The organism is Rhodanobacter sp. GW835-FHT13D09, from assembly GCF_058793995.1.
Window position 1 is genome coordinate 152,282 of record NZ_JBXAGL010000002.1, and the last position, 23,565, is coordinate 175,846.

Annotated in this window: 21 protein-coding genes; 13 read left to right on the forward strand and 8 right to left on the reverse strand. The window is 69.5% G+C overall.

The genetic code is table 11. The annotated features are described in order from the left end of the window. Positions 1-44: 44 nt before the first annotated feature. Entirely contained in the window at positions 45-2,573 is a 2,529-nt protein-coding gene (locus AC1Q5A_RS03535) for a penicillin-binding protein 1A (protein ID WP_492698368.1), read from the reverse strand. Positions 2,574-2,829: 256 nt separating this feature from the next. On the opposite strand from AC1Q5A_RS03535, the gene AC1Q5A_RS03540 reads away from it, so the two are divergent. The 11 genes from AC1Q5A_RS03540 (at position 2,830) to AC1Q5A_RS03590 (ending at position 15,209) form a co-directional block, all read left to right on the forward strand. Next, positions 2,830-3,888, forward strand: a complete 1,059-nt coding sequence (locus AC1Q5A_RS03540; RefSeq protein WP_492698370.1) for a pilus assembly protein PilM — start codon at positions 2,830-2,832, stop codon at positions 3,886-3,888. Then, complete coding sequence (locus AC1Q5A_RS03545; RefSeq protein ID WP_492698372.1) at positions 3,888-4,628, forward strand: PilN domain-containing protein; 741 nt, start codon at positions 3,888-3,890, stop codon at positions 4,626-4,628. Before AC1Q5A_RS03540 ends, AC1Q5A_RS03545 begins: the two co-directional genes overlap by 1 nt. Beyond that, the gene (locus tag AC1Q5A_RS03550; RefSeq protein WP_492698374.1) at positions 4,625-5,278 is read left to right on the forward strand and encodes a type IV pilus inner membrane component PilO; all 654 of its coding nucleotides are present in this window, start codon (positions 4,625-4,627) and stop codon (positions 5,276-5,278) included. The genes AC1Q5A_RS03545 and AC1Q5A_RS03550 overlap by 4 nt, the downstream gene beginning before the upstream one ends. Next, the gene (locus AC1Q5A_RS03555) at positions 5,278-5,823 is read left to right on the forward strand and encodes a pilus assembly protein PilP (protein ID WP_492698375.1); all 546 of its coding nucleotides are present in this window, start codon (positions 5,278-5,280) and stop codon (positions 5,821-5,823) included. Before AC1Q5A_RS03550 ends, AC1Q5A_RS03555 begins: the two co-directional genes overlap by 1 nt. Before the next feature lie 57 nt (positions 5,824-5,880). Continuing rightward, positions 5,881-8,034 (forward strand): type IV pilus secretin PilQ, encoded by a 2,154-nt coding sequence (locus AC1Q5A_RS03560; RefSeq protein WP_492698377.1) that lies wholly within the window; start codon positions 5,881-5,883, stop codon positions 8,032-8,034. Positions 8,035-8,219: 185 nt separating this feature from the next. Then, entirely contained in the window at positions 8,220-9,215 is a 996-nt protein-coding gene (locus AC1Q5A_RS03565; protein ID WP_492698379.1) for an AAA family ATPase, read from the forward strand. Further along, the gene (locus tag AC1Q5A_RS03570; RefSeq protein WP_492698381.1) at positions 9,212-10,147 is read left to right on the forward strand and encodes a DUF58 domain-containing protein; all 936 of its coding nucleotides are present in this window, start codon (positions 9,212-9,214) and stop codon (positions 10,145-10,147) included. The genes AC1Q5A_RS03565 and AC1Q5A_RS03570 overlap by 4 nt, the downstream gene beginning before the upstream one ends. Continuing rightward, on the forward strand, positions 10,144-10,662 hold the full coding sequence (locus tag AC1Q5A_RS03575) for a DUF4381 family protein (protein WP_492698383.1): 519 nt from the start codon (positions 10,144-10,146) through the stop codon (positions 10,660-10,662). Before AC1Q5A_RS03570 ends, AC1Q5A_RS03575 begins: the two co-directional genes overlap by 4 nt. Beyond that, the gene (locus tag AC1Q5A_RS03580) at positions 10,655-11,641 is read left to right on the forward strand and encodes a VWA domain-containing protein (protein WP_492698384.1); all 987 of its coding nucleotides are present in this window, start codon (positions 10,655-10,657) and stop codon (positions 11,639-11,641) included. The genes AC1Q5A_RS03575 and AC1Q5A_RS03580 overlap by 8 nt, the downstream gene beginning before the upstream one ends. After that, a complete protein-coding gene (locus AC1Q5A_RS03585; protein WP_492698386.1) occupies positions 11,638-13,524 on the forward strand; it encodes a VWA domain-containing protein in 1,887 nt (628 codons plus the stop codon). The genes AC1Q5A_RS03580 and AC1Q5A_RS03585 overlap by 4 nt, the downstream gene beginning before the upstream one ends. Further along, positions 13,521-15,209, forward strand: a complete 1,689-nt coding sequence (locus AC1Q5A_RS03590; protein ID WP_492698388.1) for a BatD family protein — start codon at positions 13,521-13,523, stop codon at positions 15,207-15,209. The genes AC1Q5A_RS03585 and AC1Q5A_RS03590 overlap by 4 nt, the downstream gene beginning before the upstream one ends. A 76-nt stretch (positions 15,210-15,285) precedes the next feature. Here the strand turns inward: AC1Q5A_RS03590 and AC1Q5A_RS03595 are convergent, their stop codons facing one another. Further along, on the reverse strand, positions 15,286-15,804 hold the full coding sequence (locus tag AC1Q5A_RS03595) for an O-acetyl-ADP-ribose deacetylase (RefSeq protein WP_492698390.1): 519 nt from the start codon (positions 15,802-15,804) through the stop codon (positions 15,286-15,288). 72 nt (positions 15,805-15,876) lie between these two features. Here AC1Q5A_RS03595 and AC1Q5A_RS03600 point away from each other — a divergent pair, with 72 nt between their 5' ends. Then, positions 15,877-16,329: a MarR family winged helix-turn-helix transcriptional regulator gene (locus AC1Q5A_RS03600; protein WP_492698392.1), complete on the forward strand. Its 453-nt coding sequence runs from the start codon at positions 15,877-15,879 to the stop codon at positions 16,327-16,329. Positions 16,330-16,812: 483 nt separating this feature from the next. Here the strand turns inward: AC1Q5A_RS03600 and AC1Q5A_RS03605 are convergent, their stop codons facing one another. From AC1Q5A_RS03605 to AC1Q5A_RS03630, 6 genes are all read right to left on the reverse strand, one after another. Further along, a complete protein-coding gene (locus AC1Q5A_RS03605; RefSeq protein ID WP_492698394.1) occupies positions 16,813-18,243 on the reverse strand; it encodes a M20/M25/M40 family metallo-hydrolase in 1,431 nt (476 codons plus the stop codon). 175 nt (positions 18,244-18,418) lie between these two features. Further along, positions 18,419-18,829, reverse strand: coding sequence for a large-conductance mechanosensitive channel protein MscL (mscL, locus tag AC1Q5A_RS03610; RefSeq protein ID WP_492698396.1), 411 nt, complete (start codon positions 18,827-18,829; stop codon positions 18,419-18,421). A 110-nt stretch (positions 18,830-18,939) separates the two neighbouring features. After that, a complete protein-coding gene (locus tag AC1Q5A_RS03615; RefSeq protein WP_492698397.1) occupies positions 18,940-19,626 on the reverse strand; it encodes a fumarylacetoacetate hydrolase family protein in 687 nt (228 codons plus the stop codon). Between the two features lie 202 nt (positions 19,627-19,828). Further along, positions 19,829-21,217, reverse strand: a complete 1,389-nt coding sequence (locus AC1Q5A_RS03620; protein WP_492699044.1) for a short-chain fatty acid transporter — start codon at positions 21,215-21,217, stop codon at positions 19,829-19,831. Positions 21,218-21,716: 499 nt separating this feature from the next. Continuing rightward, positions 21,717-22,628, reverse strand: coding sequence for a drug/metabolite exporter YedA (gene yedA / locus AC1Q5A_RS03625; protein ID WP_492698399.1), 912 nt, complete (start codon positions 22,626-22,628; stop codon positions 21,717-21,719). Between the two features lie 54 nt (positions 22,629-22,682). Continuing rightward, positions 22,683-22,958, reverse strand: coding sequence for a hypothetical protein (locus tag AC1Q5A_RS03630; protein ID WP_492698401.1), 276 nt, complete (start codon positions 22,956-22,958; stop codon positions 22,683-22,685). A gap of 77 nt (positions 22,959-23,035) precedes the next feature. Between AC1Q5A_RS03630 and AC1Q5A_RS03635 the strand changes: the two genes are divergently transcribed. After that, positions 23,036-23,392 (forward strand): Rieske (2Fe-2S) protein, encoded by a 357-nt coding sequence (locus AC1Q5A_RS03635; RefSeq protein ID WP_492698403.1) that lies wholly within the window; start codon positions 23,036-23,038, stop codon positions 23,390-23,392. Positions 23,393-23,565: the final 173 nt, after the last annotated feature.

Here is a 23,565-nt window from a genome sequence, read left to right on the forward strand (position 1 = left end):
GATGGATGAGCGGCGGCCGGGGCGACCCCGGCCCCGGGGCGGCATCAGAAGATGTCGTAGGCGTGCTGCTGGTCCTGCTCCTTCTGCTGGGCCGCCTGGCTGCGCAGCCGGTCGACGTCTTCCACCTTGAACATCTCGTTGATGCCGTCCGGATCACCCGCCGCGGTGGGCAGGCCGCTGTTGCGGTTGATCAGTACCGTACTGATTCCCGGCGGCATCGGCAACGTGCTCGGCGGCAGGCCCTTCAGCACCGTGCCGGTGTATTCCATCCAGATCGGCAGCGCCGCCTTGGCGCCAAACTCGCCGCGCCCGAGCGAGCTGTAATCGTCGAAGCCCACCCACACCGCGGTCGACAGGTCGCCGTTGAAGCCCACGAACCAGGCGTCGCGATGATCGTTGGTGGAGCCGGTCTTGCCGGCCAGGTCGTCGCGATCCAGCGCGCGCGCGGCCGAGCCGGTGCCGCGCAGGATCACATCCTTCATCAGCGAGGTGACCAGGTAGTCGTTGCGCGTGTCGATCACCCGCGGCGCGAGCACCGGCGGTGCGTTTCCGCCGTGCACGTCGGCCGGCAGCACCGCCTCGCCCACGCCGTCGACGCTGCTGGATTCGGCCGGCGCGCCGGCGCTGCCGGCATGGGCCAGGTTGTTGGCGGGTGTGGGCGTCATGTCCGCCGGCGGCGGCCCGGGCGGACGCGTGTCGAGCAGACGCTCCTGGCAGTTGCGGCAGGCGCGCGCGGGGTTGGCCACGTACACCGCCTTGCCGCTGCGGTCGTCGATCTGGTGGATGAAGTACGGAGTGACCAGATAGCCGCCGTTGGCGAACACGGCGTAGCCGCGTGCCATGCTCATCGGCGATACCGAGGCGGTGCCCAGCGCCATCGACAGGTTGGCCGGGATCGCGTCCTGCGAGAAGCCGAAGCGGGTGGCGTACTCGCGCACGTAGCGCACGCCGATGGCGTCGAGCAGGCGCACCGAGACCAGGTTCTTCGACTGCACCAGCGCCTCGCGCAGGCGCATCGGTCCGGCAAACTTGTCGTCGTCGTTGGACGGCGTCCAGATGCCGTTCGGGCGCGACGGGTCGGGCAGGGCGAGCGGCGCGTCGTTGATGATCGAGGCCGGGGTGAAGCCGCGCTCGAACGCGGCTGAATACAGGTAGGGCTTGAAGCTCGAGCCGGGCTGGCGCGCCGCCATCACGGCCCGGTTGAACTTGCTGCGCACGAAGTTGAAGCCGCCGACCAGCGCCTGGATCGAGCCGTCCTCCGGGTTGATCGAGGTCAGTGCCGCTTGTGCCGCGGGGATCTGCGCCAGCTGCCATTCGCCCTTGACGTCACGCGACAGCCGGATGATGTCGCCGCGCTTGAGCACCGCGTCGACCTTGGTCGGCGCGGCGCCCACGCGATCCTCGTTGAGGTGCGGTCGCGCCCACTGCATCGCGGGCAGTTCGAGGATCACGCTCTCGCGGCTGGACAGGTAGACCGTAGCCTGCTTCTCGCTGCTGGCGGTGACCAGGCCGGGCTGCATGCCGGAAACGCTGCCGTAGCCGGACAGGATGCGGTCGAAATCCGCCTCGCCCGCGCCGGCGGGCAGCTCCTGATGGGCCTCGGGTCCGCGCCAGCCGTGCCGGTGGTCATAGACGACCAGCCCGTTGCGCACGGCTTCCAGGGCGGCCTGCTGGCGCCCGCTCGGCACGGTGGTCCAGACCACATAGCCCTCGGTGAGCGCATCGTTGCCGAAGCGGTCGAGCACCTGCCGCCGCACCATTTCCGCGAGGTAGGGCGCGTCCACCTCGATCGGCTGCTCGTGCGGATAGGCGCGGTTCGGCTCGGCCACCGCCTGCTCGTAGACCGCCTTGGTGATGTAGTCGTGCCGCAGCATCTCGCCCAGCACCCAGTTGCGCCGGGCGAGTGCGCGCTTCTGGCTGTTGATCGGGTTGACTGCCGAGGGCAGCTGGAAGGACGAGGCTAGCATCGCGCATTCGGCGACGCTCAGCTGGTCCAGCGTCTTGCCGTAGTAGTACTCGGCCGCCGCGGCCACGCCATAGGAGCGGTGGCCGAGGAACATCTTGTTGAGATACAGCTCGAGGATCTGGTCCTTGCTCAGCTCATGCTCGATGCGCAGCGCGATGAAGATCTCGGTGAGCTTGCGCGAGTAGAGCTTCTCCGGGCTGAGGAAGAAGTTGCGCGCCACCTGCTGGGTGATGGTGGAGCCGCCGGGGCCCTTGTCGCCGCCGGTGACGATGACGTGCCAGCCGGCGCGTGCGATGCCGTGCCAGTCCACGCCCGGGTGGTGGTAGAAATCCGCGTCCTCGGCCGACAGCACGGCGCGCTTGAGCCGGTCCGGCACATGCCCGATGTCCACCGGGATGCGCCGGGTTTCGCCGAAGGTGGCGATCAGCTTGCCGTCGGCGCTGAGCACCCGCAGCGGCACCTGCATCGGATAGTTCTTCAGCTCCGCTACCGAGGGGAGCCGGGGGGCAATCAGCCAGTACGCCACACCGACCGCAAGAACTGCCAGGAGCAAGCCGGAGAACGCCAGGATCAGGGCCCAGCGCAACAAACGTCGGAAAATTTGCATGGTGTGGGGGATAGCGAGACCTGAGTCAAAACATGGCGAAGTATAGATGTAGCAGTATCTGCCGCACTGAGGCGTGATCCGCTGAGGCAAGGGTCGCGCCAGTGCAGGGCCGATGGCGCAAATGTGGCCGACATCACGCCAATTACTTGAGAAAGTTCCTGTAGGCCGTTGCTATTACGTTAATTTTTAGATTTAATGCCACTGCGCACCCCGCCAGGATCCTGGTCATGGGCGTCAGCGGCAAGGGGGAAACACCGTGGGGCTCTTTACACCGAAGAAGCCGGCGCTGATTGGTGTCGATATCAGTTCGACCGCCGTCAAGCTGCTGCAGCTCAGTCAGGCAGGTGGCCGCTATCGCGTGGAGCATTACGCGGTCGAAGCACTGCCGCCCAATGCCGTGGTCGAGAAGAACATCGTCGAGGTCGAGGCGGTCGGCGACGCGATCCGTCGCGCACTGGCACGCTCGGGATCCAAGCTCAGGCATGCGGCGGTGGCAGTGGCCGGATCGGCCGTGATCACCCGCGTCATCCCGATGAGCGCCGATCTTTCCGAGGACGACCTGGAGGGCCAGATCCAGGTCGAGGCGAACCAGTACATCCCGTACCCGATCGACGAGATCAGCCTCGATTTCGAGGTGCTCGGCCCGGTGCGTGACAGCCCCGACATGAACAACGTGCTGCTGGCTGCCTCGCGCACCGAGAACGTCGACATGCGCGTGGCCGCACTGGACCTGGGCGGGCTGGTCGCCGGAGTGGTCGACGTCGAGGCGTTCGCGATGGAGAACGCCTTCGCGATGATCGCCGACCAGCTCAACGTGAGTCGCGACGCGCTGGTGGCGGTGGTCGACATCGGCGCCACCATGACCACGCTGTCGGTGCTGCGCAACCAGCGCACGATCTACTCGCGCGAGCAGGTCTTCGGCGGCAAGCAGCTGACCGACGAGATCATGCGCCGCTTCGGCCTCTCCTACGAGGAGGCCGGTCGCGCCAAGCGCAAGGGCGGCCTGCCCGAGTCCTACGAGACCGAGGCGCTGGAGCCGTTCAAGGAATCGCTGATCCAGCAGATCAGCCGCCTGCTGCAGTTCTTCTTCGCCGGCAGCGAATTCAGCAAGGTTGACCAGGTGGTGCTGGCCGGTGGCTGCGCCTCGATCGAGGGGCTCGGCCCGATGCTGGAGGAGCAGCTCGGCGTGTCCTGCATCGTCGCCAATCCGCTGGCCCGCATGTCGCTGTCGCCGCGGGTGCAGGCACAGTCGCTGGCGCAGGACGCCCCCGCGTTGATGATTGCGGTCGGCCTCGCCTTGAGGAGCTTCGACTGATGGCACACGTCAATCTACTTCCGTGGCGGGCAGCGCGGCGCAAGCAGCGCGAGCGCGAGTTCTTCATGCAGCTCGGTGCTGCCTTCGTGGTGGGTCTGGGCGTGCTGCTGCTGTGGATCTTCTGGATGGATCAGCGCATCGACAACCAGAACGACCGCAACACGTACCTGCAGACCGAGATCAAGCAGCTCGACGTGCGCATCGCGAAGATCAAGGACCTGGAAAAAGTCCGCGAGCACCTGTTGGCGCGCAAGCAGATCATCGAGCAGCTGCAGGCCGACCGCTCGCAGATGGTGCACCTGTTCGACGAGCTGGTGAAGACGATTCCCGCCAGCGCCCGGCTGAGCGGGCTGAAGCAGAATGGCCAGTCGATGTCGCTCGACGGCGTGGCCCAGTCCAATGCCAGCGTCGCCGAGTACATGCGCAACATCGAGGGTTCGCCGTGGATGGGGCATGCCGATCTGCGCAAGACCGAAAATGTCCATAACGGCAGCCGCATGCCGTACGTGTTTGGCCTGAACGTATCGCTGAACAAGCCGAAGGCCGACGAGAACGACGCCGGCAAGACTTCAGTGCTGCCGGCCGGCAGCGGATCCGGCGTGGCTCCCGCGGTTCCGGCCTCGGTCGCCGCTGCGGCGAAGGCCGTCATCGCGCCGACGAAGCCGTCCACGGCCGCGGCGCCCGCGCCGGAAGCCAAACCGGTGAGTGCGGCCGCCGCCAAGGGAGGTGCCGGATCATGAGTTTCCTTCACGATATCCAGAACCTCGACCGCAACAACGTCGGTGGCTGGCCGCAGTCGGTCAAGATCTTCTTCACCGCGCTGCTGCTCGGCGTCGTGCTGCTGGCCGGCTGGTATTTCTTCGTCAGCGGCCAGCAGGACAGCCTGAACTCGCTGGTCGGCAAGGAGAACCAACTCAAGCAGGAGTTCTCCGCCAAGCAGGCGAAGTCGGTCAACCTCGAAGCGCTGCAACAGCAGCTCGACGAGATGCAGGACATGTTGCGCCAGCTGCTGCGCCAGCTGCCCAGCAAGACCGAGATGCCCGAACTGCTGATCGACATCTCGCAGACCGCGCAGGCGGCCGGCCTGGAGAGCGACCTGTTCCAGCCCGGCCCGGAGACGCCGAAGGATTTCTACGCGGAGAAACCGATCGCGTTGCGTTTCACCGGTACCTACCACCAGTTCGGCACGTTCATCAGCGGCGTCGCGTCGCTGCCGCGAGTGGTGATCCTGACCCTGCACGACGTCTCGCTGACGCCGAAGTCGCCGGGCAAGGACGGTACCGCGAACGGCCAGCTGGTGCTGCAAGGCACCGTGAAGACCTATCGCTACCTGGATGACGAAGAGAGCGCCACCGCGAGCAAGGGCAAGAAAGCCGGGGGGGCGAAGTGATGAAGAAGTCTGCTGCCGTCAAACCCGCCCAGGTCCTGCGACTGGCGCTGATGCTGGGCGTCGCGCTGGTGCTGGCCGGCTGCACCCGCGGCATGTCCGACCTGCGCGCCTGGGTGGCGCAGGAAAAGGCCAAGAAGGGTGCGCCGATCCAGCCGCTGCCGGTGATCAAGACCTTCGAGACCTTCACTTACAACGACCAGGACCGCCGTGATCCGTTCAGCCCGAGCACGGCCGAACTGGACAACAACAGCAGCACTGCAAGTGGTCCGCGTCCGGATGCCAACCGCGCCAAGCAGCCGCTGGAACTGTTCGCGCTGGACAGCTTGAAGATGGTCGGCACCGTCGGTACCGGTGCGGGCATGGAAGTGCTGGTCAAGGATCCGGGCGGCGTCATCCACCGCGTCCATGTCAACGAGTACATGGGTCAGAACTACGGGCACATCACGGCAATCAGCGAAGACCACATCGATCTGGTCGAGCTGGTGTCCAACGGTAATGGTGGCTGGATGGAACGTCCTGCCAGCATCGCGCTCGACGCGAAATAGGTAGACAGGGGCATCATGCTAATGACCAACCAAATCCAATCCGTCCGGGGCCGTGTCATGCGCCATGCAAGCCGCTACATGTCGATGTGCCTGCTGATCGTGAGCGCCGCCTGGGCCAGCGTTGCGATGGCTGCCACCACCACGCTGAAGAACATCAGCTACGACGCCCTGCCCGGCGGCAGCGTCGCGTTGCGCCTGGACTTCGGCGGCGGTCCGGTGCCGCAGCCGAAGATCTTCACCACCAGCAATCCGCCGCGCATCGCCGTCGATTTCCCCGACACCGACAATGCGGCGCCACGGCATCTGGACATCGGCAAGGGCTCGACCTCCGGCGTGTCCGCGGTGTCGGCCGGCGGCCGCACCCGCGTTGTGGTCGAACTGATGCGCGAGTCGAGCTACCGCTCGCGGGTCGACGGCAACAGCCTGGTGCTGACCGTCGACAACGGCAGCGCGAACCAGTCCGTCACCACCGCGGCCACGATCGATCCGACCAAGGCATTGCCTTCGGCCTCGAATGGCCCGGCCATCTCCAACATCGACTTCCGTCGCGGTCCGAACGGCGAAGGCCGCGTGCTGATCGACTTCAGCGGCAGCGGCGCGAATGCCGACATGGTCCGCAAGGGTGACAAGGTACTGGTCACCATCGACCATGCGAACCTGCCGGCCAACCTGGCCCAGCGCCTGGATACACTGGACTTCGCCACGCCGGTGCAGTCCATCGTCACCCGCGCCGGCGCCGGTGGTGGCGCGCGCATGGAAATCGCGGTCAAGGGCAACGTCGAGACCTCCGCCTACCAGACCGCCAACCAGTATGTGGTGGAAGTCGCGCCGAAGAAGGCCGAAGACAAGCCGGCCGACCGCATGGCCCGGCTCACCCAGGAGCCGAACTACAACGGCAAGCGCGTCACCTTCAACTTCCAGGACATCCCGGTGCGTTCGGCGTTGCAGCTGATCGCCGATATCTCGGGCCTCAACCTGGTTGCTTCCGACAGCGTCGGCGGCAGCGTCACGCTGCGCCTGGTCAACGTGCCATGGGATCAGGCGCTGGACGTGATCCTGCGTGCCAAGAACCTGGACAAGCGCCGCAACGGCAACGTGGTGTGGGTCGCGCCGCAGGCCGAGCTGGCCAAGTACGAGCAGGACGTGGCCGATGCCAAGCTCAAGGCGCAGGACACCGCGGAACTGCTCACCGACTACGTGCCGATCAGCTACGGCAAGGCGGCGGACATCGCCAAGCTGCTGACCAGCGGCAGCATGCAGGGTGGTGGCGGCGCCGGCGGCGGCAACAGCAGCAGTACCCAGCGCGGCTTCCTGTCGCCGCGTGGCAGCGTGTCGTTCGACACGCGCACCAATACGCTGCTGCTCAACGACACGCCGGAAAAGATCAAGCAGCTGCGTGAGCTGATCGCCGTGCTGGACAAGCCGGTGCAGCAGGTGCTGATCGAGTCGCGCATCGTGGTCGCCTCCGACGACTTCACCCGCGAACTGGGCACCAAGTTCGGCGTCACCGGCCGGGTGAACAACACCCAGTTCCAGAATGCCGCCGCGGCGACGCCGGCCCTGACCACCGGCCTCGGTGGCGGCAACGTGACCAACGCCGGGCTCAACGTGAACCTGCCGGTCGCCCCGGCCGCCGGAACCTTCGGCCTGGCCATCCTCGGCGCCAACTACGCGATCGACCTGGAGCTCTCCGCCGCGCAGACCGAGGGTCGCGGCGAGGTGATCTCCAGCCCGCGGGTGATCACCGCGAACCAGCAGGAGGCGGTGATCCGCCAGGGCCAGGAAATCGGCTACGTCACGTTCCAGAACAGTGCCGGCGGCGGCGCCGGCAGCGGTACCGCCACGGTGCAGTTCAAGGATGCCGTGCTGGAGCTGAAGGTGACCCCGACGATCACCGCCGACAACCGCGTCTACCTGATGATCAACGTCAAGAAGGACGCGCTCGCCGGCTACGTCGACGCACCGGGCAGCGGCAAGATCCCGACCATCGACACCCGCGAGATCAACACTTCGGTGCTGGTCGACAACGGGCAGACGGTGGTGCTGGGCGGCATCTACGAGATCAACAAGGCCAACACGATGACCAAGGTGCCCGGCCTGGGCGACATCCCCGGCGTCGGCGTGCTGTTCCGCAAGACCTCGCGGACGAACACCAAGGCCGAGCTGCTGATCTTCGTGACGCCGCGCATCCTCAGCGCCTCGTTGCAATAGGCCCCGCGCACATGCAGCGAAAGAGGCGGCTTCGGCCGCCTTTTTTTTTGCGTCATCCGGCGGGGCGTTGCCGGCCGGACTAAACTTCCGGCGCCGGCGATGGTCTGTAGCACGCCGCCCGGCCCCGCGCCTGACTGCTCTGCAGGCCGGGCCACGCCGTTGCCACGCCACGTACGGAACCGTTCATGGACATGCCCGAAACCAACCCGCCGAACCGCCTGCAGCAGTCGTTCGCGCAACTGCGCGGCGACCTGCAGCAATGCATCATCGGCCAGCCGCACCTGATCGACTGCCTGCTGGTGGCCCTGCTCGCCGATGGCCACCTGCTGGTCGAAGGGGCACCCGGCCTGGCCAAGACCACCGCGGTGAAGGCGCTGGCGGCGCGGATCGAGGCGGATTTCCACCGCGTGCAGTTCACCCCCGACCTGCTGCCGGCCGACCTCACCGGCACCGACGTGTTCCGCCCGCAGTCGGGCAGCTTCGAGTTCGAGCGCGGCCCGCTGTTCCACAACATCATCCTGGCCGACGAGATCAACCGCGCCCCGGCCAAGGTGCAGTCGGCGCTGCTCGAGGCGATGGCCGAGCAGCAGATCACCGTCGGCCGCCGCACCTGGCAGTTGCCCGAACTGTTCATGGTGATGGCGACGCAGAACCCGATCGAGCAGGAAGGCACGTTCACCCTGCCGGAGGCCCAGCTCGACCGTTTCCTGATGCATGTGACGATCGGTTACCCGGATGCCGCCGCCGAACTGGCCATCCTCAGGCTCGCACGCGAACAGGCCAGTCGCCGTGCTCATCCGGTCGCGGCATCGCCGGCCCTGCTGAGCCAGGCCGACGTGTTTGCCGCGCGCGATGCGGCGATGGCGGTGCACATGGCGCCGGCGCTGGAGGAATACCTGACCCAACTGGTGCTGGCCACCCGCGATGCGGGCCGCTACGGGCCGGAGCTGAAGCGCTGGATCGCCTGGGGCGGCAGCCCGCGCGCCACCATCGCGCTGGACCGCTGTTCGCGTGCGCAGGCATGGCTGGCAGGACGCGATTACGTATTGCCGGAAGACGTGCACGCGATCGCCCACGAAGTGCTGCGCCATCGCGTGCTGCTCAGCTACGAGGCGGAAGCCGAAGGCGTGCGGCCGGACCAGGTGGTCGATCGCCTGCTGGACCTCGTGCCGTTGCCGTGAATGCCGTCGCGTCACATCCCGCGGGTGGCGACGGTCGCAGCCGGGTTGCTCTGGCCGAGCTGATCGCGCTGCGCGCACGGGTCGGCCGCGTGCGCCTGGCGCCACTGCTCAGCCGCGCCGCACGCAGCGGCCAGCAGTCCAGCCGTCTGTACGGCCGCGGCATGGACTACGCCGAGTCGCGCGTCTACCAGGCCGGCGACGACGTGCGCCGGCTCGACTGGCGGCTCACCGCGCGCAGCGGCAAGCTGCATACCAAACTGTTCCAGGAGGACCGCGAAGGCTGCCTGCTGATCCTGCTCGACACCCATGCCAGCATGCATTTCGGCACCCGCGTGCGCTTCAAGTCGGTGCAGGCGGCGCGGGCTGCCGCGGCCGCCGCGTGGTACGCCGTGCGGGCCGGCGAACGGGTCGGCGTGATGGCCTTCGGCCACGCCGACCCGTTGCTGCGACCGCAGGCCGGGCCGCGCGGCGCGCTGGCGGTGTGTGGTGCGCTGGCCGAATGGGACGCGCAGCCGGTGTCCGGCCGGGTCGAGCCGTTGTCCGATGCGCTGGCGCGCGCCGGCCGCGTACTGCACGGCGCCAGCCGCGTGTTGCTGGTCAGCGACGGCTTCAGCTGCGACGCCGCGGCGCGGCAGCGCCTGCTCGATCTCGGCCGGCATGCCGGGGTCAGCGTGCTGGTGGTGGCCGATGCGCTGGAACTGGCGCCGGCGCCGCCCGGGCGCTATCCGCTGGAACATGCCGGTGAGCGCTGCGAAGTGCTGCTGCAGTCCGCACGCCAGCGCGGCGATTTCCAGCGGGCGCTGGGTGCCGGCGCGGCGCGGCTGGGCGAACTGGCGCAATCGCTGGGCCTGCGCTGGAACAGCATCGACACCGCGGCCGATGCGTTCGATGCGGTCAGCGGTCTGCTCGGCGTGCGGAGGGCAACGCGATGACGCTGCCGCCCGCGCCATCGCCCGGCCCGCAGCTGCGCGACATCCATCTGCCGCCAGCGCCGTCCTGGTGGCCGCCGGCGCCTGGCTGGTGGGTCCTGGCGGCGCTGCTTTTGATGCTGTCGCTGCTCTGCATCGACTGGTGGCGACGCCGGCACCGTGCATGGCGCCAGCGTCGCCAGGTGCTGGACGAGCTCGAGCGGATCGCCGGGCAACACCCGCACGATGACGACGCGGCCGCGCTGGCCGGCGCGCTGCACCAGCTGCTGCGTCGCGTGGCGCGCCGTCATGATGCGCAGGCGGTGCGGCAACGCGGCGATGCGTGGCGGCAGACGCTGGCGCGGGTACCGGTCGATGCGGCCACGCTGCAGCAACTGCTGGCGCTGGAGCAGCGGATGTATCGGCCATCCGCACCGTTCGATCGTGCAGCCAGCGTAGCGGCTGCCAGGGCCTGGCTGCAACTGGCGTTGCAACCGGCGCACTGGAAGCCGGCCGCGACGGAGCACGCCGATGCCTGAATTCGCCTGGCCCTGGGTGATCGTGCTGCTGCCATTGCCGTGGCTGCTGCGTCGCTGGCTGCGACCGGCCGCGCCGGGACAGGCGCTGCACTTGCCGCAGCCGGGCGTGCGGCTGGCTGCCGTTGCCGGCCACCGTGCGCGTGGCGCCACGCCGTGGCTGCTGGCACTGGCCTGGCTGTGCCTGCTGGCCGCGGCGGCGCGGCCGCAATGGGTCGGGCCGCCGCAAACGCGGCAGCGCAGCGGCCGCGCGCTGATGCTGGCGGTGGACCTGTCCGGCAGCATGCGCACCGAGGACATGCAACTGGCCGGGCAACCGGTCAGCCGCTTCGGCGCGGTGGAGGCGATCGCCGGCGATTTCATCGATCGCCGCAGCGGTGACGAGATGGGCCTGGTCATGTTCGGCAGCCAGGCTTTCCTGGTGACGCCGCTGACCTACGACCTGTCGGCAGTGCGCGCACAGCTGCAGGGCGCGGCGGTGGGACTGGCCGGCACCGAAACGGCGATCGGCGACGCGATCGCGGTGGCGGTGAAGCGACTGGCGGCGCTGCCCGAGCAGGCGCGCGTGCTGGTGCTGCTCACCGACGGCGTCAACAACGCCGGCAGCATCGCGCCGCGCGACGCGGCGCGCGCGGCGAAGGCGGCCGGCGTGCGCATCTACACCATCGGCATCGGCGCCACGCGCATGCGCATCCCCGGTTTCTTCGGCAGCCAGCTGGTCAACCCCTCGGCCGACCTGGATGCGGACATGCTCACCGGCATCGCCAACGAGACCGGTGGACGCTTCTTCCGTGCCACCGACAGCGGCGAGCTGGCCGATGCGTATCGTGCGATCGACGCGCTGGAACCGATGCCGCAGCACGGCCCCAGCCTGCGACCGCGGCACGAACTGTTCCGCTGGCCGTTGCTGGCCGCGGTCGCGTTGCTGTTGCTGGTGATCGTGCCGCGCCGCTTCGCGCGCGCGCGGGAGTTGCCCGCATGAGCGCGCTGCTGCAGCAATTCCATTTCCTGCGGCCGTGGTGGCTGGCCGCACTGCTGCTGTTGCCGCTGCTGGGCTGGTTCGGCGTGCACCGCAACGTGGCGCAGGTGGAACTGTCGCGGCTGGTCGACGCCGAACTGCTGCCGCACCTGCTGTACGGGCGCGCCGGCAACCGCAGCCTGCCGCTGTGGCTGTTCGCGCTGGGCTGGACGCTGTGCGCGCTGGCCCTGGCCGGGCCGACCTGGAGCCGCGTCGAGCAGCCGCTGTATGCGAGCCGCGCAGCGCAGGTGGTGGCGATCTCGCTGTCGCAGCACATGCTGGCGCGTGACGTGGCGCCGAGCCGGCTCGATCGCGCGCGTTACAAGGCGCGCGACCTGCTGCGCGCCAACCAGGACGGGCTCAACGCGCTGATCGGCTACGCCGGCGAGGCGTTCGTGGTGGCGCCGCTGACCTCCGATGCGCGCAGCCTCGACGACCTGCTCGACGCGATGGCGCCGGACACCATGCCGGTGGACGGCGACAACGCGGCGGCGGCGATCGAACGCGGCGTGGCATTGATCCGCGATGGCAAGGCCGGCGGCGGTTCGCTGGTACTGATCACCGACCAGGCCGATGCCGCCGCCGATGCCGCCGCACGCAAGGCGAACGCTGCGGGCGTGCAGGTATCGGTGCTGGGCGTGGGCACGCCGCAGGGCGGCCCGGTGCCGTTGCCCGACGGCGGCTTCCTGCGCGATGCGCAGGGCGGCGTGCTGCTGGCCCGCCGCGACGATGCGGCGCTCACCGCGCTGGCCGTAGCCGGCGGCGGCCGCTACGCGGCGATGAGCGCGGACCAGCGCGACGTCGATGCGCTGCATGCGCAACTGCGCAGCGCGAAGGCCACCTTGGCGGACGGACAGGTCGGCGATGCCTGGCAGGATCGCGGCGCGTGGCTGCTGCTGCCGTTGTTGCCGCTGGTGGCGCTGGCGTTCCGCCGCGGCTGGCTGTTGTTGCTGCCGCTGGCCGTGCTGCCGCTGTGGCCGGGCACGGCGGCGGCGACGAGCTGGCACGATCTGTGGCAGCGCCCCGACCAGCAGGCCGCGCAGGCCTTGCGTGCGGGCGATGCGAAGCGGGCGCAGCAGCTCGCGCGCGATCCGGCCTGGCGCGGCGTGGCGGCGTATCGCGCCGGCGACTACGCCGCCGCGGCGCAGGCCTTGCCACAGGCGCCCGGCAGCGACGCGGCGTACAACCTCGGCAACACGCTGGCGAAGCAGGGCGCGTACCAGAAGGCGCTCGCGGCCTACGACCATGCGTTGCAACTCGATCCGGCCAACGCCGACGCCAAGGCGAACCGCCAGGCGGTCGAGGACTGGCTGCGCCGGCAGCAACAGCAGCCGTCGGACCCGAAGGAACACGAAGGCCGCGACGGCAAGAAAAACCAGTCGTCGCCGGGCGAACAGGGCAAGACCGGCAAGCAGGATGCGAAGAACCCGTCGTCCGCCTCGGATGATGCCGAGCCGTCCGGCCAGTCGGGCCAGAACGGCAAGTCGCAAGCGCAGGACCCATCCGGCAAAAACGAGTCGCCGCAGGGCAAATCAGGGCCGGGCGCCGCCGGTCAGCCCAAGCCGCAGACCGCGCAGCAGCAGGCCGAGCAGCGGGCGGAGGCGGAACAGGCGCGGCAGGCGCTGAAGCAGCAGATGGATGCGGCGCTGGCCAAGCCGGGCGAGCGCCAGGCTGGGCATCAGCTCGGCGCACCGGCCAAGGACGACCTGCAGGCGAAGCTGCCGGCCGACCTGCGCCACGCCCTGCAGCGCGTGCCGGACGATCCCGGTGCCCTGCTGCGGCGCAAGTTCGAACTGGAATACCAGCAGCGCCACGGCGGCGCGCCGAGCGAGGATCAACAGCCGTGAAGTTCCGACATGTCGTGCATGGGTGCCTGCTGATGCTGGCGCTGGTTCCGGTGCTGGCCGGTGCCGCCGAGGTGACCGCCACGCTGGATCGCGACCACGTGCAGCTGGGCGAGACGGTGACGCTGAACGTGCGGGTGGAGGGCGACACCGGCGCCGCCGCGCCCGACCTGCGCGCGCTGAGCCAGGATTTCCAGTTGCTCGGCACCTCGCAGAACAGCAGCCTCAGCGTGGTCAACGGCCGGGCCAGCGCTGAGCTGACCTTCGGCGTGGCGCTGCGCCCGCGCCATGTCGGCGTACTGCAGATCCCCGCGCTGAGCGTGGCCGGCGGCCGCACCGCAGCACTGCAACTCACCGTGACGGCGCCGGACACGGCCGCGGCCGCCGCCACGCAGCGCGACGTCTTCATGGAATCGCAGGTCGAGCCGGCGCACGGCTACGTCGGCCAGCAGCTGACCTACGTGGTGCGCCTGTACTACGCCAACCGCATCGGCGGCGACGCGCCGTCGCCGCCGCAGGTCGACGGCGTGGAAGTCAGCGCGCTCGGCAAGGGCCTGAACTACGACGCCGAGCGCGGTGGGCGTAGCTACCACGTGCTGGAACAGCGCTATGCGCTGATCCCCCAGCACGCCGGCAGGATCGAGATCCCGCCGGTGGATTTCCAGGGCGAGACGGCCGATCCGGCCGACCCGAACAGCTTCTTCGGCGCCACCGTACCGGTCAGCGCCAGCGCGCCGGCGCAGACCATCGAGGTGAAGCCGGCGCCGGCCGGCTGGGGCGCCAGCGCCTGGTTGCCGGCACGCCGGCTGAGCTTGAGCCTTGACGGCTGGCCGACCACGCAGGGCGCGTCGCCGCGGGTTGGCCAGCCGCTCAACCTCACCATGAATCTCGAGGCCACCGGCCTGTCGTACGAGGCGCTGCCGGCGCTGAGCCTGCCGCCGCTGGACGGCGCCACCGTGTATCCGGACAAGCCGGTCACCGGCAACCGCCAGGACGGTCAGTGGATCATCGGGCGGCGCCAGCAGTCGTTCGCGATCGTACCCGAGCATGTCGGCACGCTGACCATTCCCGCCACCACGCTGAAGTGGTGGAACGTGCTGACCGACAAGCCGGAGGTGGCGCAGATCCCCGCGCACAGCATCACCGTGCTGCCGGCGATCGGTGCGGCGGCTGCCGCCGTGCCGTCCGCACTGGCCGAAGCGGTGGGCGGCGCCGCCACATCCAGCCCGGCGGCGCCTGCCGCCACGCCATGGCGCCGGATTGCGCTGGCCAGCCTCGGCCTGTGGCTGCTCAGCGCACTGGCCTGGTGGCTGTGGCAGCGCCGCCGGCGTGCGTCGTCGGCGGCGCCGCCGGTCGCAGCGCGCACTTCGGCGCGCAGCTGCCAGCTGGCCTTCCTCGCCGCGGCGCGCGGCGGCGATGCGGCCGCGCAGGTGCGCACCCTGCTGGCCTGGGCCCGTGCGGAACGGCCGGCGATCCAGCACCTCGGCGAGTTGTCGGCGGCGCTGGGCGATGCCGCGCAACGCGCGGCGATCGCCGTCCTGCAGCAGCGCCACTACGCCGGCACGCCGGCACCCGACGTTGGTGCGAACCTGGCGAAAGCGTTCAAGGACGGCTTCGCCTGGCGTGCCGTGGATGCGACCGAAGGAAACTCCGGGCTGCCGCCGCTGTATCCGTTCAAGCTGCATTGAACGGCTCGCGCCGTGGGGCGGGCATTGCCCGCCGGCTTTTGCCGGCGCGCTCGGGGGGCGGCGGGCGGTGCCCGCCCTACGGCGCCAGCGCCTGCTGGAACACCGCGCGCATGGCGTCGCTGAAGCAGCACAGCGTCACCTCGATGCCGTCGTCGCGGGCCAGCTCGTCACGCAGCGTGGCCGTGGCCACCGCGGCGGCCTGCCCGGCGGGGTAGCCGTAGACGCCGCAGCTGATCGCCGGAAAAGCAATCGTGTGCAGCCGGCGTTCGCGCAGCAGGTGCAGCGCATTGCGGTGGCAACGCGCCAGCAGTTCGGCCTCGTCGTCGTCGCCGCCGCGCCAGACCGGCCCCACCGTATGGATCACCCAGCGGGCGGGCAGTGCGAAGCCGGGCGTGATGCGCACCTCGCCGGTGTGGCAGCGCACGCCGGGGGCGGATTCGGGGAGTGCGCGGCAGGCGCGCAGCAGGGCCGGCCCGGCCGCGCGGTGGATCGCGCCGTCCACCCCGCCGCCGCCGAGCAGGCTGGGGTTGGCCGCGTTGACGATGGCGTCCACGGACAGGCGGGTGATGTCGGCGCTGATGATCTGGATGGGCATGGCTTCGCGGGAGCTGACGGCTTGGCTTATGCTTCGGGCAGGCATTCGGGCGCGGCGGGGTGGCAACGGACCATGGCGAAAACGGAAGACGTTTCCTTCGGCTACCTGCTCAGCGACGTGACCTTGCTGTTCCGCAAGCATTTCGACCGGCGCGCGGTGAAATTCGGCCTGACCCGCGCGCAGTGGCGTGCGACCAAGGTGTTGTACCACCGCGAGGGCCTGCGGCAAACCGAGCTGGCCGAATTTTTGGAAATGGAACCGATCGCGGTGGGCCGGGTGATCGACCGGCTGCAGGCGGCCGGCTTCGTCGAGCGCCGGCCCGACCCGAAGGACCGCCGCGCCTGGCGGCTGTACGTCACCGAGCAGGCGCGCGTGATCGTGGGCGACATGGAGCTGATCGCGCGCGAGCTGCGCAAGGACGCCACCCGCGGCATCGGCCACGACGAGCTGCAGCAGGCGCTGGCGGTGATCGGCCGGATCAAGGACAACCTGCAGGCGCTGGAGCAGGGCGACGGCACGCCGTGACGCGCGCCTGCGGCGGCGCCGGCCAGTGCATGGGTCGGGGGCGCGTGCGGCGGAATTCGCGGCATAGTGACGACGGTCGTGTCTCGCGGTGGGTCAACTCGAAGACGCTGCATGCGTTGCAACGGACTTGGTGCATCGTCATCAGCCCTGCGGTATCCGACCACGCCGAACCCGCATCGCCACCGCGCGTGGCGCGAAGATCGAGCAGCCCCCGCGCATGTCCTGGAAAAAGATCGTCCTGGTGCTGGCTGTCGCCGTGCGGTCGGAGACGTTCTGCGTGCCGGATGCGCTGGTGGGATCCGGGCAGTACTACGCGAAGTGAACATCACCCGTACTCCCTCCCCCTGCAAGGCAGGGGGAGGGTTGGGGAGGGGGTTCGCCTTTGATCTTTGATCTGCCTGAAGAGCGACCCCACCCTCCCAAAAGGGATTCCCTTCGGTCACGGCCCTCTCCTGCTTGCAGGGGAGGAAGCAAGGCAGCGATCTACTCGCCGGCGCCGTCCTTGGCGAATGCGCCCGGCGCGGAACCGAAGTCGCCGTTGGCCTGGGCGGCCATGTATGAGAACGCGGCGTAGACCGCCACGTTCTGCGCCAGCTCGGCGGGATCGATCTTGTCCAGCGTGTCGTTCGGGGTGTGGTGCCAGTCGAAGTACTTCGTGCCGTCCTGGGTCAGCGACAGCGCCGCCATGCCCTTGGCGTGCATCTGCGACAGGTCCGAACCGCCGCCGCCGGGCTTGCCGGCATCGTAGGCCACGCCGACCGGTTCCAGCACCCTGGCGATCTGGCCGATGGCGTCGCGCGCCTCGGGCTTCACGCTTGCGCTCATGCGCCAGATCCTGCCGGCGCCGAAGTCGGACTCGGTGCCGAGCTGGAACTTCGCCACCTCGGCGGCGTGTTTCTCGGCGTAGGCGCGGCCGCCCCACAGGCCCATCTCCTCGTTCGCGAACGCGATCACCCGGATCGTGCGGTCCGGCCGCTGCGGCAGGTCGCGGATCAGCTTGCCGGCCGCCATCGCGATCGCCACGCCGGCGCCGTCGTCGATCGCGCCGGTGCCCGGGTCCCACGAGTCGAGGTGGCCGCCGATCGCCACCACCTGGTCGGGGTGCTTGCGGCCGGTGATCTCGCCGATCACGTTGGCGCCGGTGTATTCGCCGACCACGCCGCAGTCGAGGTCGAGCTTCAAGGTGACCGGCTTGCCGTAGGCCAGCACGCGTTCGAGCTGGTCGGCGTCGGGGTTGGTCAGTGCGGCGGCGGGGATCGCCTTGGCCGGGTCGCGGAAGCCGGCGACGCCGGTATGCGCGGCGCGCTGGTGCGCATCGGTGCCGGCCGAGCGCAGCAGGTAGGCGGCAGCGCCCTTGGCCTGGGCGATCACGGCGCCCATCGTGCGCACGGCCGAACCCATGCCGTAGCCGTGACCGTCCTTCGCGCGCTCCATGCGGTAGCCGACGTAGACGATCCTGCCCTTGATGCTGGCCGGGTCGGCCGCCTTCAGCGCCTCCAGCGTGTCGAACTTCACCACCTCGGCGGTCAGCCCGCCCTTCGGCGTGCCGGCCGAATAGCCCAGCGCGGTCAGCGTCAACGGCTGCGGGAACGGTGCCACGATCGCGGCGTGCTCGCTGCGGCGTTCCCACAGCGGGTAGGTCACCGCCTCGGTGTAGACCTTGTCATAGCCGAGTTCCTTGAACTTCGCCACGGCCCAGTCGCGCGCACGCTGGTCGTTCGGGCTGCCGGCCAGGCGGGCGCCGACCTCGGTGGTCAGCGAGGCGGTGACCTCGTACGCAGTGTCGTCGTGCAGCGCCTTGTCGCGCAGCAGTTCGGCCGTCTTTACGGCTGTGGCGGGAATCGTGGTGGTGGCGCTGGCGATGCCGCTGGCCAGCAGGCTGGCGGCGAGCAAGGTAAGGGACAGACGGCGCATCGGGGGACTCCGCGTGGGAAACCCCGATTATGGCGTGGTTGCCGGTTGCCGCTTAGGCTAGAAGTCACGGTGGCGAGGAGCCGCTTCGTAGGGCGGGCAGTGCCCGCCGCTCTCGCTTGGCCATACCAAAGAGCCGGCGGGCCGTGCCCGCCCTACGCAGCCATAGTCTTGTTCGCTATGGCTTGTTCTTCAGCAGGTCGCGGATCTCGGTCAGCAACACCACGTCGGCCGGCGGGGCGGCGGGTGCCGCTTCCTGCTTGCGGCTGAGCTTGTTGATCGCCTTGACCATCATGAAGATCGCGAACGCGATGATGATGAACTGGATCAGGGTGTTGATGAAGGCGCCGTACTGGACCGCCACCTCGGCGATCTTGTGCTTCGGGTCGCTGTCGTCGCCGGGCTTGAGCACCCACTTCATGGAGGAGAAGTCGATGCCGCCGGTGAGCCAGCCGATCGGCGGCATGATGATCTGGTCGACCAGGGAAGTGACGATCTTGCCGAACGCGCCACCGATGACCACGCCGACGGCCAGGTCGATGACGTTGCCACGCATGGCAAAGGCCTTGAACTCGCTGATCATGCTCATGCTGCGTCTACTCCCCTCGGGTTGGGCCGGATGGCGGTGCAACTCTAATGCGACAACGTAGGCGCGCACAGATGAAGGTCGCGTGGAAGTCCCGGATCGGGAACAGGTTCTCAGACGATGTGCCCGTCCAGTTCCGCCACGCCCACCAGTTCGGCGTGGAAGCGGTCGCCGCGCCGCAGCGCGGCCACGCCGGCCGGGGTGCCGGTGAAGACCAGGTCGCCGGCTTTCAGCTCGAACAGCGTGGACAGCGCCGCCAGGATGTGCGGCACGTCGTGCACCATCTCGCCCAGCGTGGCCTGCTGGCGCAGTTCGCCGTTCACGCTGAGCCGCAGCACGGTCTGCCCGTCCACTGCCACCTCACTGGCCGGGCGCAGCGCGGAAACCGGGGCGGAATGGTCGAAGCCTTTGGCCACGTCCCACGGGTGGCCCTTCGCCTTGGCCTGCGCCTGCAGGTCGCGACGGGTCAGGTCCAGCCCCACGCCATAACCCCAGACCAGGGCGGCAGCTGCGTCCGGGGCGAGGTCGCGGCCGCCGGCACCCAGCGCCACCACCATCTCCACCTCGTGATGCAGGTCGGCGGTGGCCTGCGGGTAGGGCACGTCGGCGCCATCGGCGACCACCGCGTCGGCCGGCTTGCAGAAGAACATCGGCGCGGACTGGTCCACCGTGGCGCCCATCTCGCGCGCGTGCTCGGCGTAGTTGCGGCCGATGCAGAACACCCGGCGGATCGGGAAGCGCTGGTCGGAACCGGTGATCGGCAGGCTGGGGGTGGCGGGCGGGGCGATGGCGTAGTTCATGCCCGCAAGCGTAGCAAAGCCTGGCCACGCGTGGCCGGAACAGGGCGCCGGACGCGGACTGCCGATGTGTGGGGTGGTGCTGCATGGGCGGGACGCCGGCTGGTGTCCACCGGCTGCAGCGTCCCGACGCCGGACCAGGGCACGGGCGGCACGCCAGGCTTTGCGGCTGCGGCGCCCCCCGCGCTGCGCTCCTACGGATGGTTCAGGGCATCACCGGCGGTATGTAGTTCAGCGTCAGCCCCAGCAGCCACAGCATGCCCAGCACCAGCGGCACGTGCACCACCAGCTGCATGAAGGTGTAGCCGACCACGTCGCGCGCCTTCAGGCCCAGCACGCCGAGCAGCGGCAGCATCCAGAACGGGTTGATCAGGTTCGGCAGCGCCTCGGCCGCGTTGTACACCTGCACTGCCCAGCCCAGGTGCACGTGCAGGTCGTTCGCCGCCTGCATCACGTAAGGCGCCTCGACCAGCCACTTGCCGCCGCCGGACGGCACGAAGAAGCCGAGGATCGCCGAGTACGCGCCCATCACCGCGGGGAAGCTCTCGGTGCCGGCGACGTGCACGAACAGGTTCGACAGCCGGTGCGCGAGGGTGGCGCCGTCGGCGCCCGGCACGTGGGTAAGCAGGGCGGCGATGCCGCCATAGAGCGGAAACTGGATCAGCACGCCGGCCGTGCTCGGTACCGCGCGGTGCACCGCGTCGAGGAAGCTGCGCGGCCGCCAGTGCAGCAGGATACCCAGGGTGAGGAACAGGAAGTTGTAGGTGTTGAGGTTGGCGATCGCCGTGACCGCCGGCTTGCTGGCGAACTCGTGGCCGAGCCAGCCCAGGCCCAGCAGGCCGATCGCCAGTGCCAGCAGCGGGCTGTATTCCAGCCACTCGCCCGGTCGCGTGCGCGGTGGCAGCGCCGGCGTCGGGGCGTCGCCCACGTCGAAGTCGCGCGAGGTGCGCGCGTTGGCGTCCGACGGCGCGGTGTACCAGCACACCAGCAGCGACACCACGATCAGGATGGCGGTCAGCACGATCGACTGCCACAGGAAGATGGTCTGGCTGAAGGGCAGCACACCGGTGATCGCCAGCAGCCCCGGCGGCATGCTGGCCGGGTTCGCCTGCAGCTGCGCCGCCGACGAGGACAGGCCCATCGCCCAGATCGCGCCGAGGCCGAGATACGCCGCGGCGCCGGCAGCGCGGTAATCCATGCGCAGGTCGCTGCGCCGCGCCAGCGCGCGCACCAGCAGCCCGCCGAACACCAGCGAGAAGCCCCAGGAAAGCAGCGAGGCCAGCATGCTGACCAGCGCGATGTATACGATCGCGCCGCGCCCCGTGCGCGGCGCCCGCGCCAGCACGTCGATGAAGCGCGCCACCACCGGCGCGGTGGCCAGCACGTAGCCGCCGATCACCACGAACGCCATCTGCATGGTGAACGGGATCAGACTCCAGAAGCCGCCGCCGAACGCATTGACCGTCGCGGTCGGCGCAGCGCCGAAGGCGAGCGCCGCCAGCGCCACCACCACCACACCCAGCGCCGCAAACACCCACGCGTCCGGAAACCAGCGCTCCGCCCACGCCGCACTGCGCAATGCCGCGCGCGCCATCCAGCCGTCCTGTCTCGCGTTCATGCCGCTCTCCGCCGGTGAATCGCGACATCGTCGCGCGGCGGCGGATGGGCAAGCAAGGCGACAATGGTCGAACCCCCCCCCCGCTTCAATGAAGCAAAGCTGCGTCGCCGCCGGCGACGCCTCGTTCGCCCTTCCCCCTGCAAGGCAGGGGGAAGTTGGAAGGGGGTAACGCTTTCGACCTAGGGTTCGGCGAAGAGCAACCCCACCCCACCCCTCCCCTGCAAGCAGGGGAGGGAGCAAGGTTGCACGCTCAGTCCCTCCCCTGCGAGCAGGGGAGGGAGCAAGGCCGCACGGTCGGACCCTTCCCCCTGCAAGCAGGGGGAAGTTGGAAGGGGGTAATGCTTTTGATCTAGGGTTCGGCGAAGAGCAACCCCACCCCGGCCCTCCCCTGCAAGCAGGGGAGGGAGCAGGGTTGCACGGTCGGTCCCTCCCCCTGCAAGGCAGGGGGAGGTCAGGTGGGGGTAACGCTCTTGACCTACCGCTTCTGCTTCGCCAGCGTGATCACCGCCACGCCGGCCAGGATGATCGCCATGCCGGCCAGGTCGAACGGTCCCACCTTCTCGCCGGCCAGCAGCACGCCGACCAGCACCGCCACCGGCGGGTTCACGTAGGCGTAGCTGGTGGCCACCGCGGGGCGCGCGTGCCTGAGCACGTAGAGGAACGCGCTGAACGCGATGATCGAGCCGAACACCGCCAGGTAGACCACCGCCAGCGTGGCGCGGGTGCTCGGGTGCGCCGGCAGGTGTTCGCCGCTGGCGAAGCCCACGACGAGCAGGGCGACGCTGGCGCAGAGCATCTGCGCGGCGGTGTTCATCGGACCCAGCGGCATCGTCTGGCGCCGGCTCCACACCGAGCCGAACGCCCAGGCCGCCGCCGCCAGCAGCAGGGCGGCCGCGCCCAGCGACGAGCCGGCCAGGCTGCTGCCCAGGTTCAGCACGATCACGCCGGCAAAGCCGATCGCCAGGCCGATGCCCTCGCGCCGGTGCGGCCACTCGCCGTACATGCCGGAAAACAGCGCCGCGAACAGCGGCATGCTGGCCACCGCCACCGCGGCGATGCCCGAGCTCACCCGTTCTTCCGCGAAGCACACCAGGCCGTTGCCCATGCCGAGCAGCAGCAGGCCGGTGATCGCCGCATTGCGCCATTGCAGTGGTGTCGGCGGGGCCATCCCGCGCCAGCGCAGGAAGCCGTACAACGCCACGCCGGCGCCCAGGAAGCGCACGCCGGCGAGCAGGAACGGCGGGTAGCTTTCCAGCGCGAATCGGATGCCCAGATAGGTCGAGCCCCAGATCACGTACAGCGCGAACAGCGACAGCGGTATCAGGAAGCGGGGATCAGTCAGGCTGCGCGGCGTTGCGACCGCGACGGAGGCAGGGGTGTCGGACATGGGGGCGGATCATGGGGGGACGGTGCATTATCCGTCGGTTCCCCTGCGGTTTGCTCAATGCGCGACCGGCCGCCCCTGGCGGATCACCACGAATTCGCCTTCCAGCACGGCCGGCCGCGCGTGCACGCCGGCTGCCGCCGGTGCCATCGGCATGCGACCCTGCTTCCACTGGCGCGCGACCAGCAGCACGAGGCCGCCGACCAGCAACACACCGGCCACCACCAGCCCGAACACCAGCAGCACGCCCAGCATCGCCACGCCCAGCAACAGCGACAGGGCACGGGCCAGCGGGTGGCGGGGACGACGAAGAGAAGGCAGGGCGAAGTGCATGTGTTAAAAATCCGTGTGGTAAAATCAACGACTTACGCCACAACCATGGGGCCATCCGCCCCGCGAGGCAAGTGCCGATGGATACATTCACCCCCGCCGCATCGCAGGGCCGGCAGACGCTGTGCCGGCTGGACGAGATCCCCGACGGCGGCGCCACCGCCGTCGACGCCCGCCTGCCTGATGGCGAGGAAAGCCTGATCCTGCTGCGCCAGGGCGCGGAGGTGCGCGGCTACCTCAACGTCTGCCCGCATGCCGGGCGCCGCCTCGACTACGCCCCCGGCCACTTCCTGCTGAAGGACGCCACCCTGATCTGCGCCGTGCACGGCGCCACCTTCAACCGTCACGACGGCCTGTGCATCGCCGGCCCGTGCCGCGGCGAGCACCTGCGCGCGGTGGCGGTGCGGGTGGAGGCGGACGAGGTGCGGCTGGCCTGAGTCGCTTCGCTCTTCCCCCTACTGGCGCAGAGGAGGGAGCAAGGCCGATTTGCTCCTCCCCCTGCCCGGCAGGGGGAGGTCGGCGACCGAAGGGAGTCCTTCAGGTGATGGGGTGGCTACGGGTGGCGAGGAGTGCAGGGTCAATAGCGAACCCCACCCCAACCCTCCCCTAC

Bases quoted from the DNA above. Each gene is read 5' to 3' on its own strand.
- mscL (WP_492698396.1), bottom strand. From the start codon at position 18,829: ATGAGCATGATCAGCGAGTTCAAGGCCTTTGCCATGCGTGGCAACGTC.
- AC1Q5A_RS03615 (WP_492698397.1), bottom strand. From the start codon at position 19,626: ATGAACTACGCCATCGCCCCGCCCGCCACCCCCAGCCTGCCGATCACC.
- AC1Q5A_RS03620 (WP_492699044.1), bottom strand. From the start codon at position 21,217: ATGGCGCGCGCGGCATTGCGCAGTGCGGCGTGGGCGGAGCGCTGGTTT.
- AC1Q5A_RS03565 (WP_492698379.1), top strand. From the start codon at position 8,220: ATGGACATGCCCGAAACCAACCCGCCGAACCGCCTGCAGCAGTCGTTC.
- AC1Q5A_RS03580 (WP_492698384.1), top strand. From the start codon at position 10,655: ATGCCTGAATTCGCCTGGCCCTGGGTGATCGTGCTGCTGCCATTGCCG.
- AC1Q5A_RS03595 (WP_492698390.1), bottom strand. From the start codon at position 15,804: ATGCCCATCCAGATCATCAGCGCCGACATCACCCGCCTGTCCGTGGAC.
- AC1Q5A_RS03630 (WP_492698401.1), bottom strand. From the start codon at position 22,958: ATGCACTTCGCCCTGCCTTCTCTTCGTCGTCCCCGCCACCCGCTGGCC.
- AC1Q5A_RS03585 (WP_492698386.1), top strand. From the start codon at position 11,638: ATGAGCGCGCTGCTGCAGCAATTCCATTTCCTGCGGCCGTGGTGGCTG.
- AC1Q5A_RS03600 (WP_492698392.1), top strand. From the start codon at position 15,877: ATGGCGAAAACGGAAGACGTTTCCTTCGGCTACCTGCTCAGCGACGTG.
- AC1Q5A_RS03545 (WP_492698372.1), top strand. From the start codon at position 3,888: ATGGCACACGTCAATCTACTTCCGTGGCGGGCAGCGCGGCGCAAGCAG.
- AC1Q5A_RS03575 (WP_492698383.1), top strand. From the start codon at position 10,144: ATGACGCTGCCGCCCGCGCCATCGCCCGGCCCGCAGCTGCGCGACATC.
- AC1Q5A_RS03560 (WP_492698377.1), top strand. From the start codon at position 5,881: ATGCGCCATGCAAGCCGCTACATGTCGATGTGCCTGCTGATCGTGAGC.
- AC1Q5A_RS03605 (WP_492698394.1), bottom strand. From the start codon at position 18,243: ATGCGCCGTCTGTCCCTTACCTTGCTCGCCGCCAGCCTGCTGGCCAGC.
- AC1Q5A_RS03635 (WP_492698403.1), top strand. From the start codon at position 23,036: ATGGATACATTCACCCCCGCCGCATCGCAGGGCCGGCAGACGCTGTGC.
- AC1Q5A_RS03550 (WP_492698374.1), top strand. From the start codon at position 4,625: ATGAGTTTCCTTCACGATATCCAGAACCTCGACCGCAACAACGTCGGT.
- yedA (WP_492698399.1), bottom strand. From the start codon at position 22,628: ATGTCCGACACCCCTGCCTCCGTCGCGGTCGCAACGCCGCGCAGCCTG.
- AC1Q5A_RS03555 (WP_492698375.1), top strand. From the start codon at position 5,278: ATGAAGAAGTCTGCTGCCGTCAAACCCGCCCAGGTCCTGCGACTGGCG.
- AC1Q5A_RS03535 (WP_492698368.1), bottom strand. From the start codon at position 2,573: ATGCAAATTTTCCGACGTTTGTTGCGCTGGGCCCTGATCCTGGCGTTC.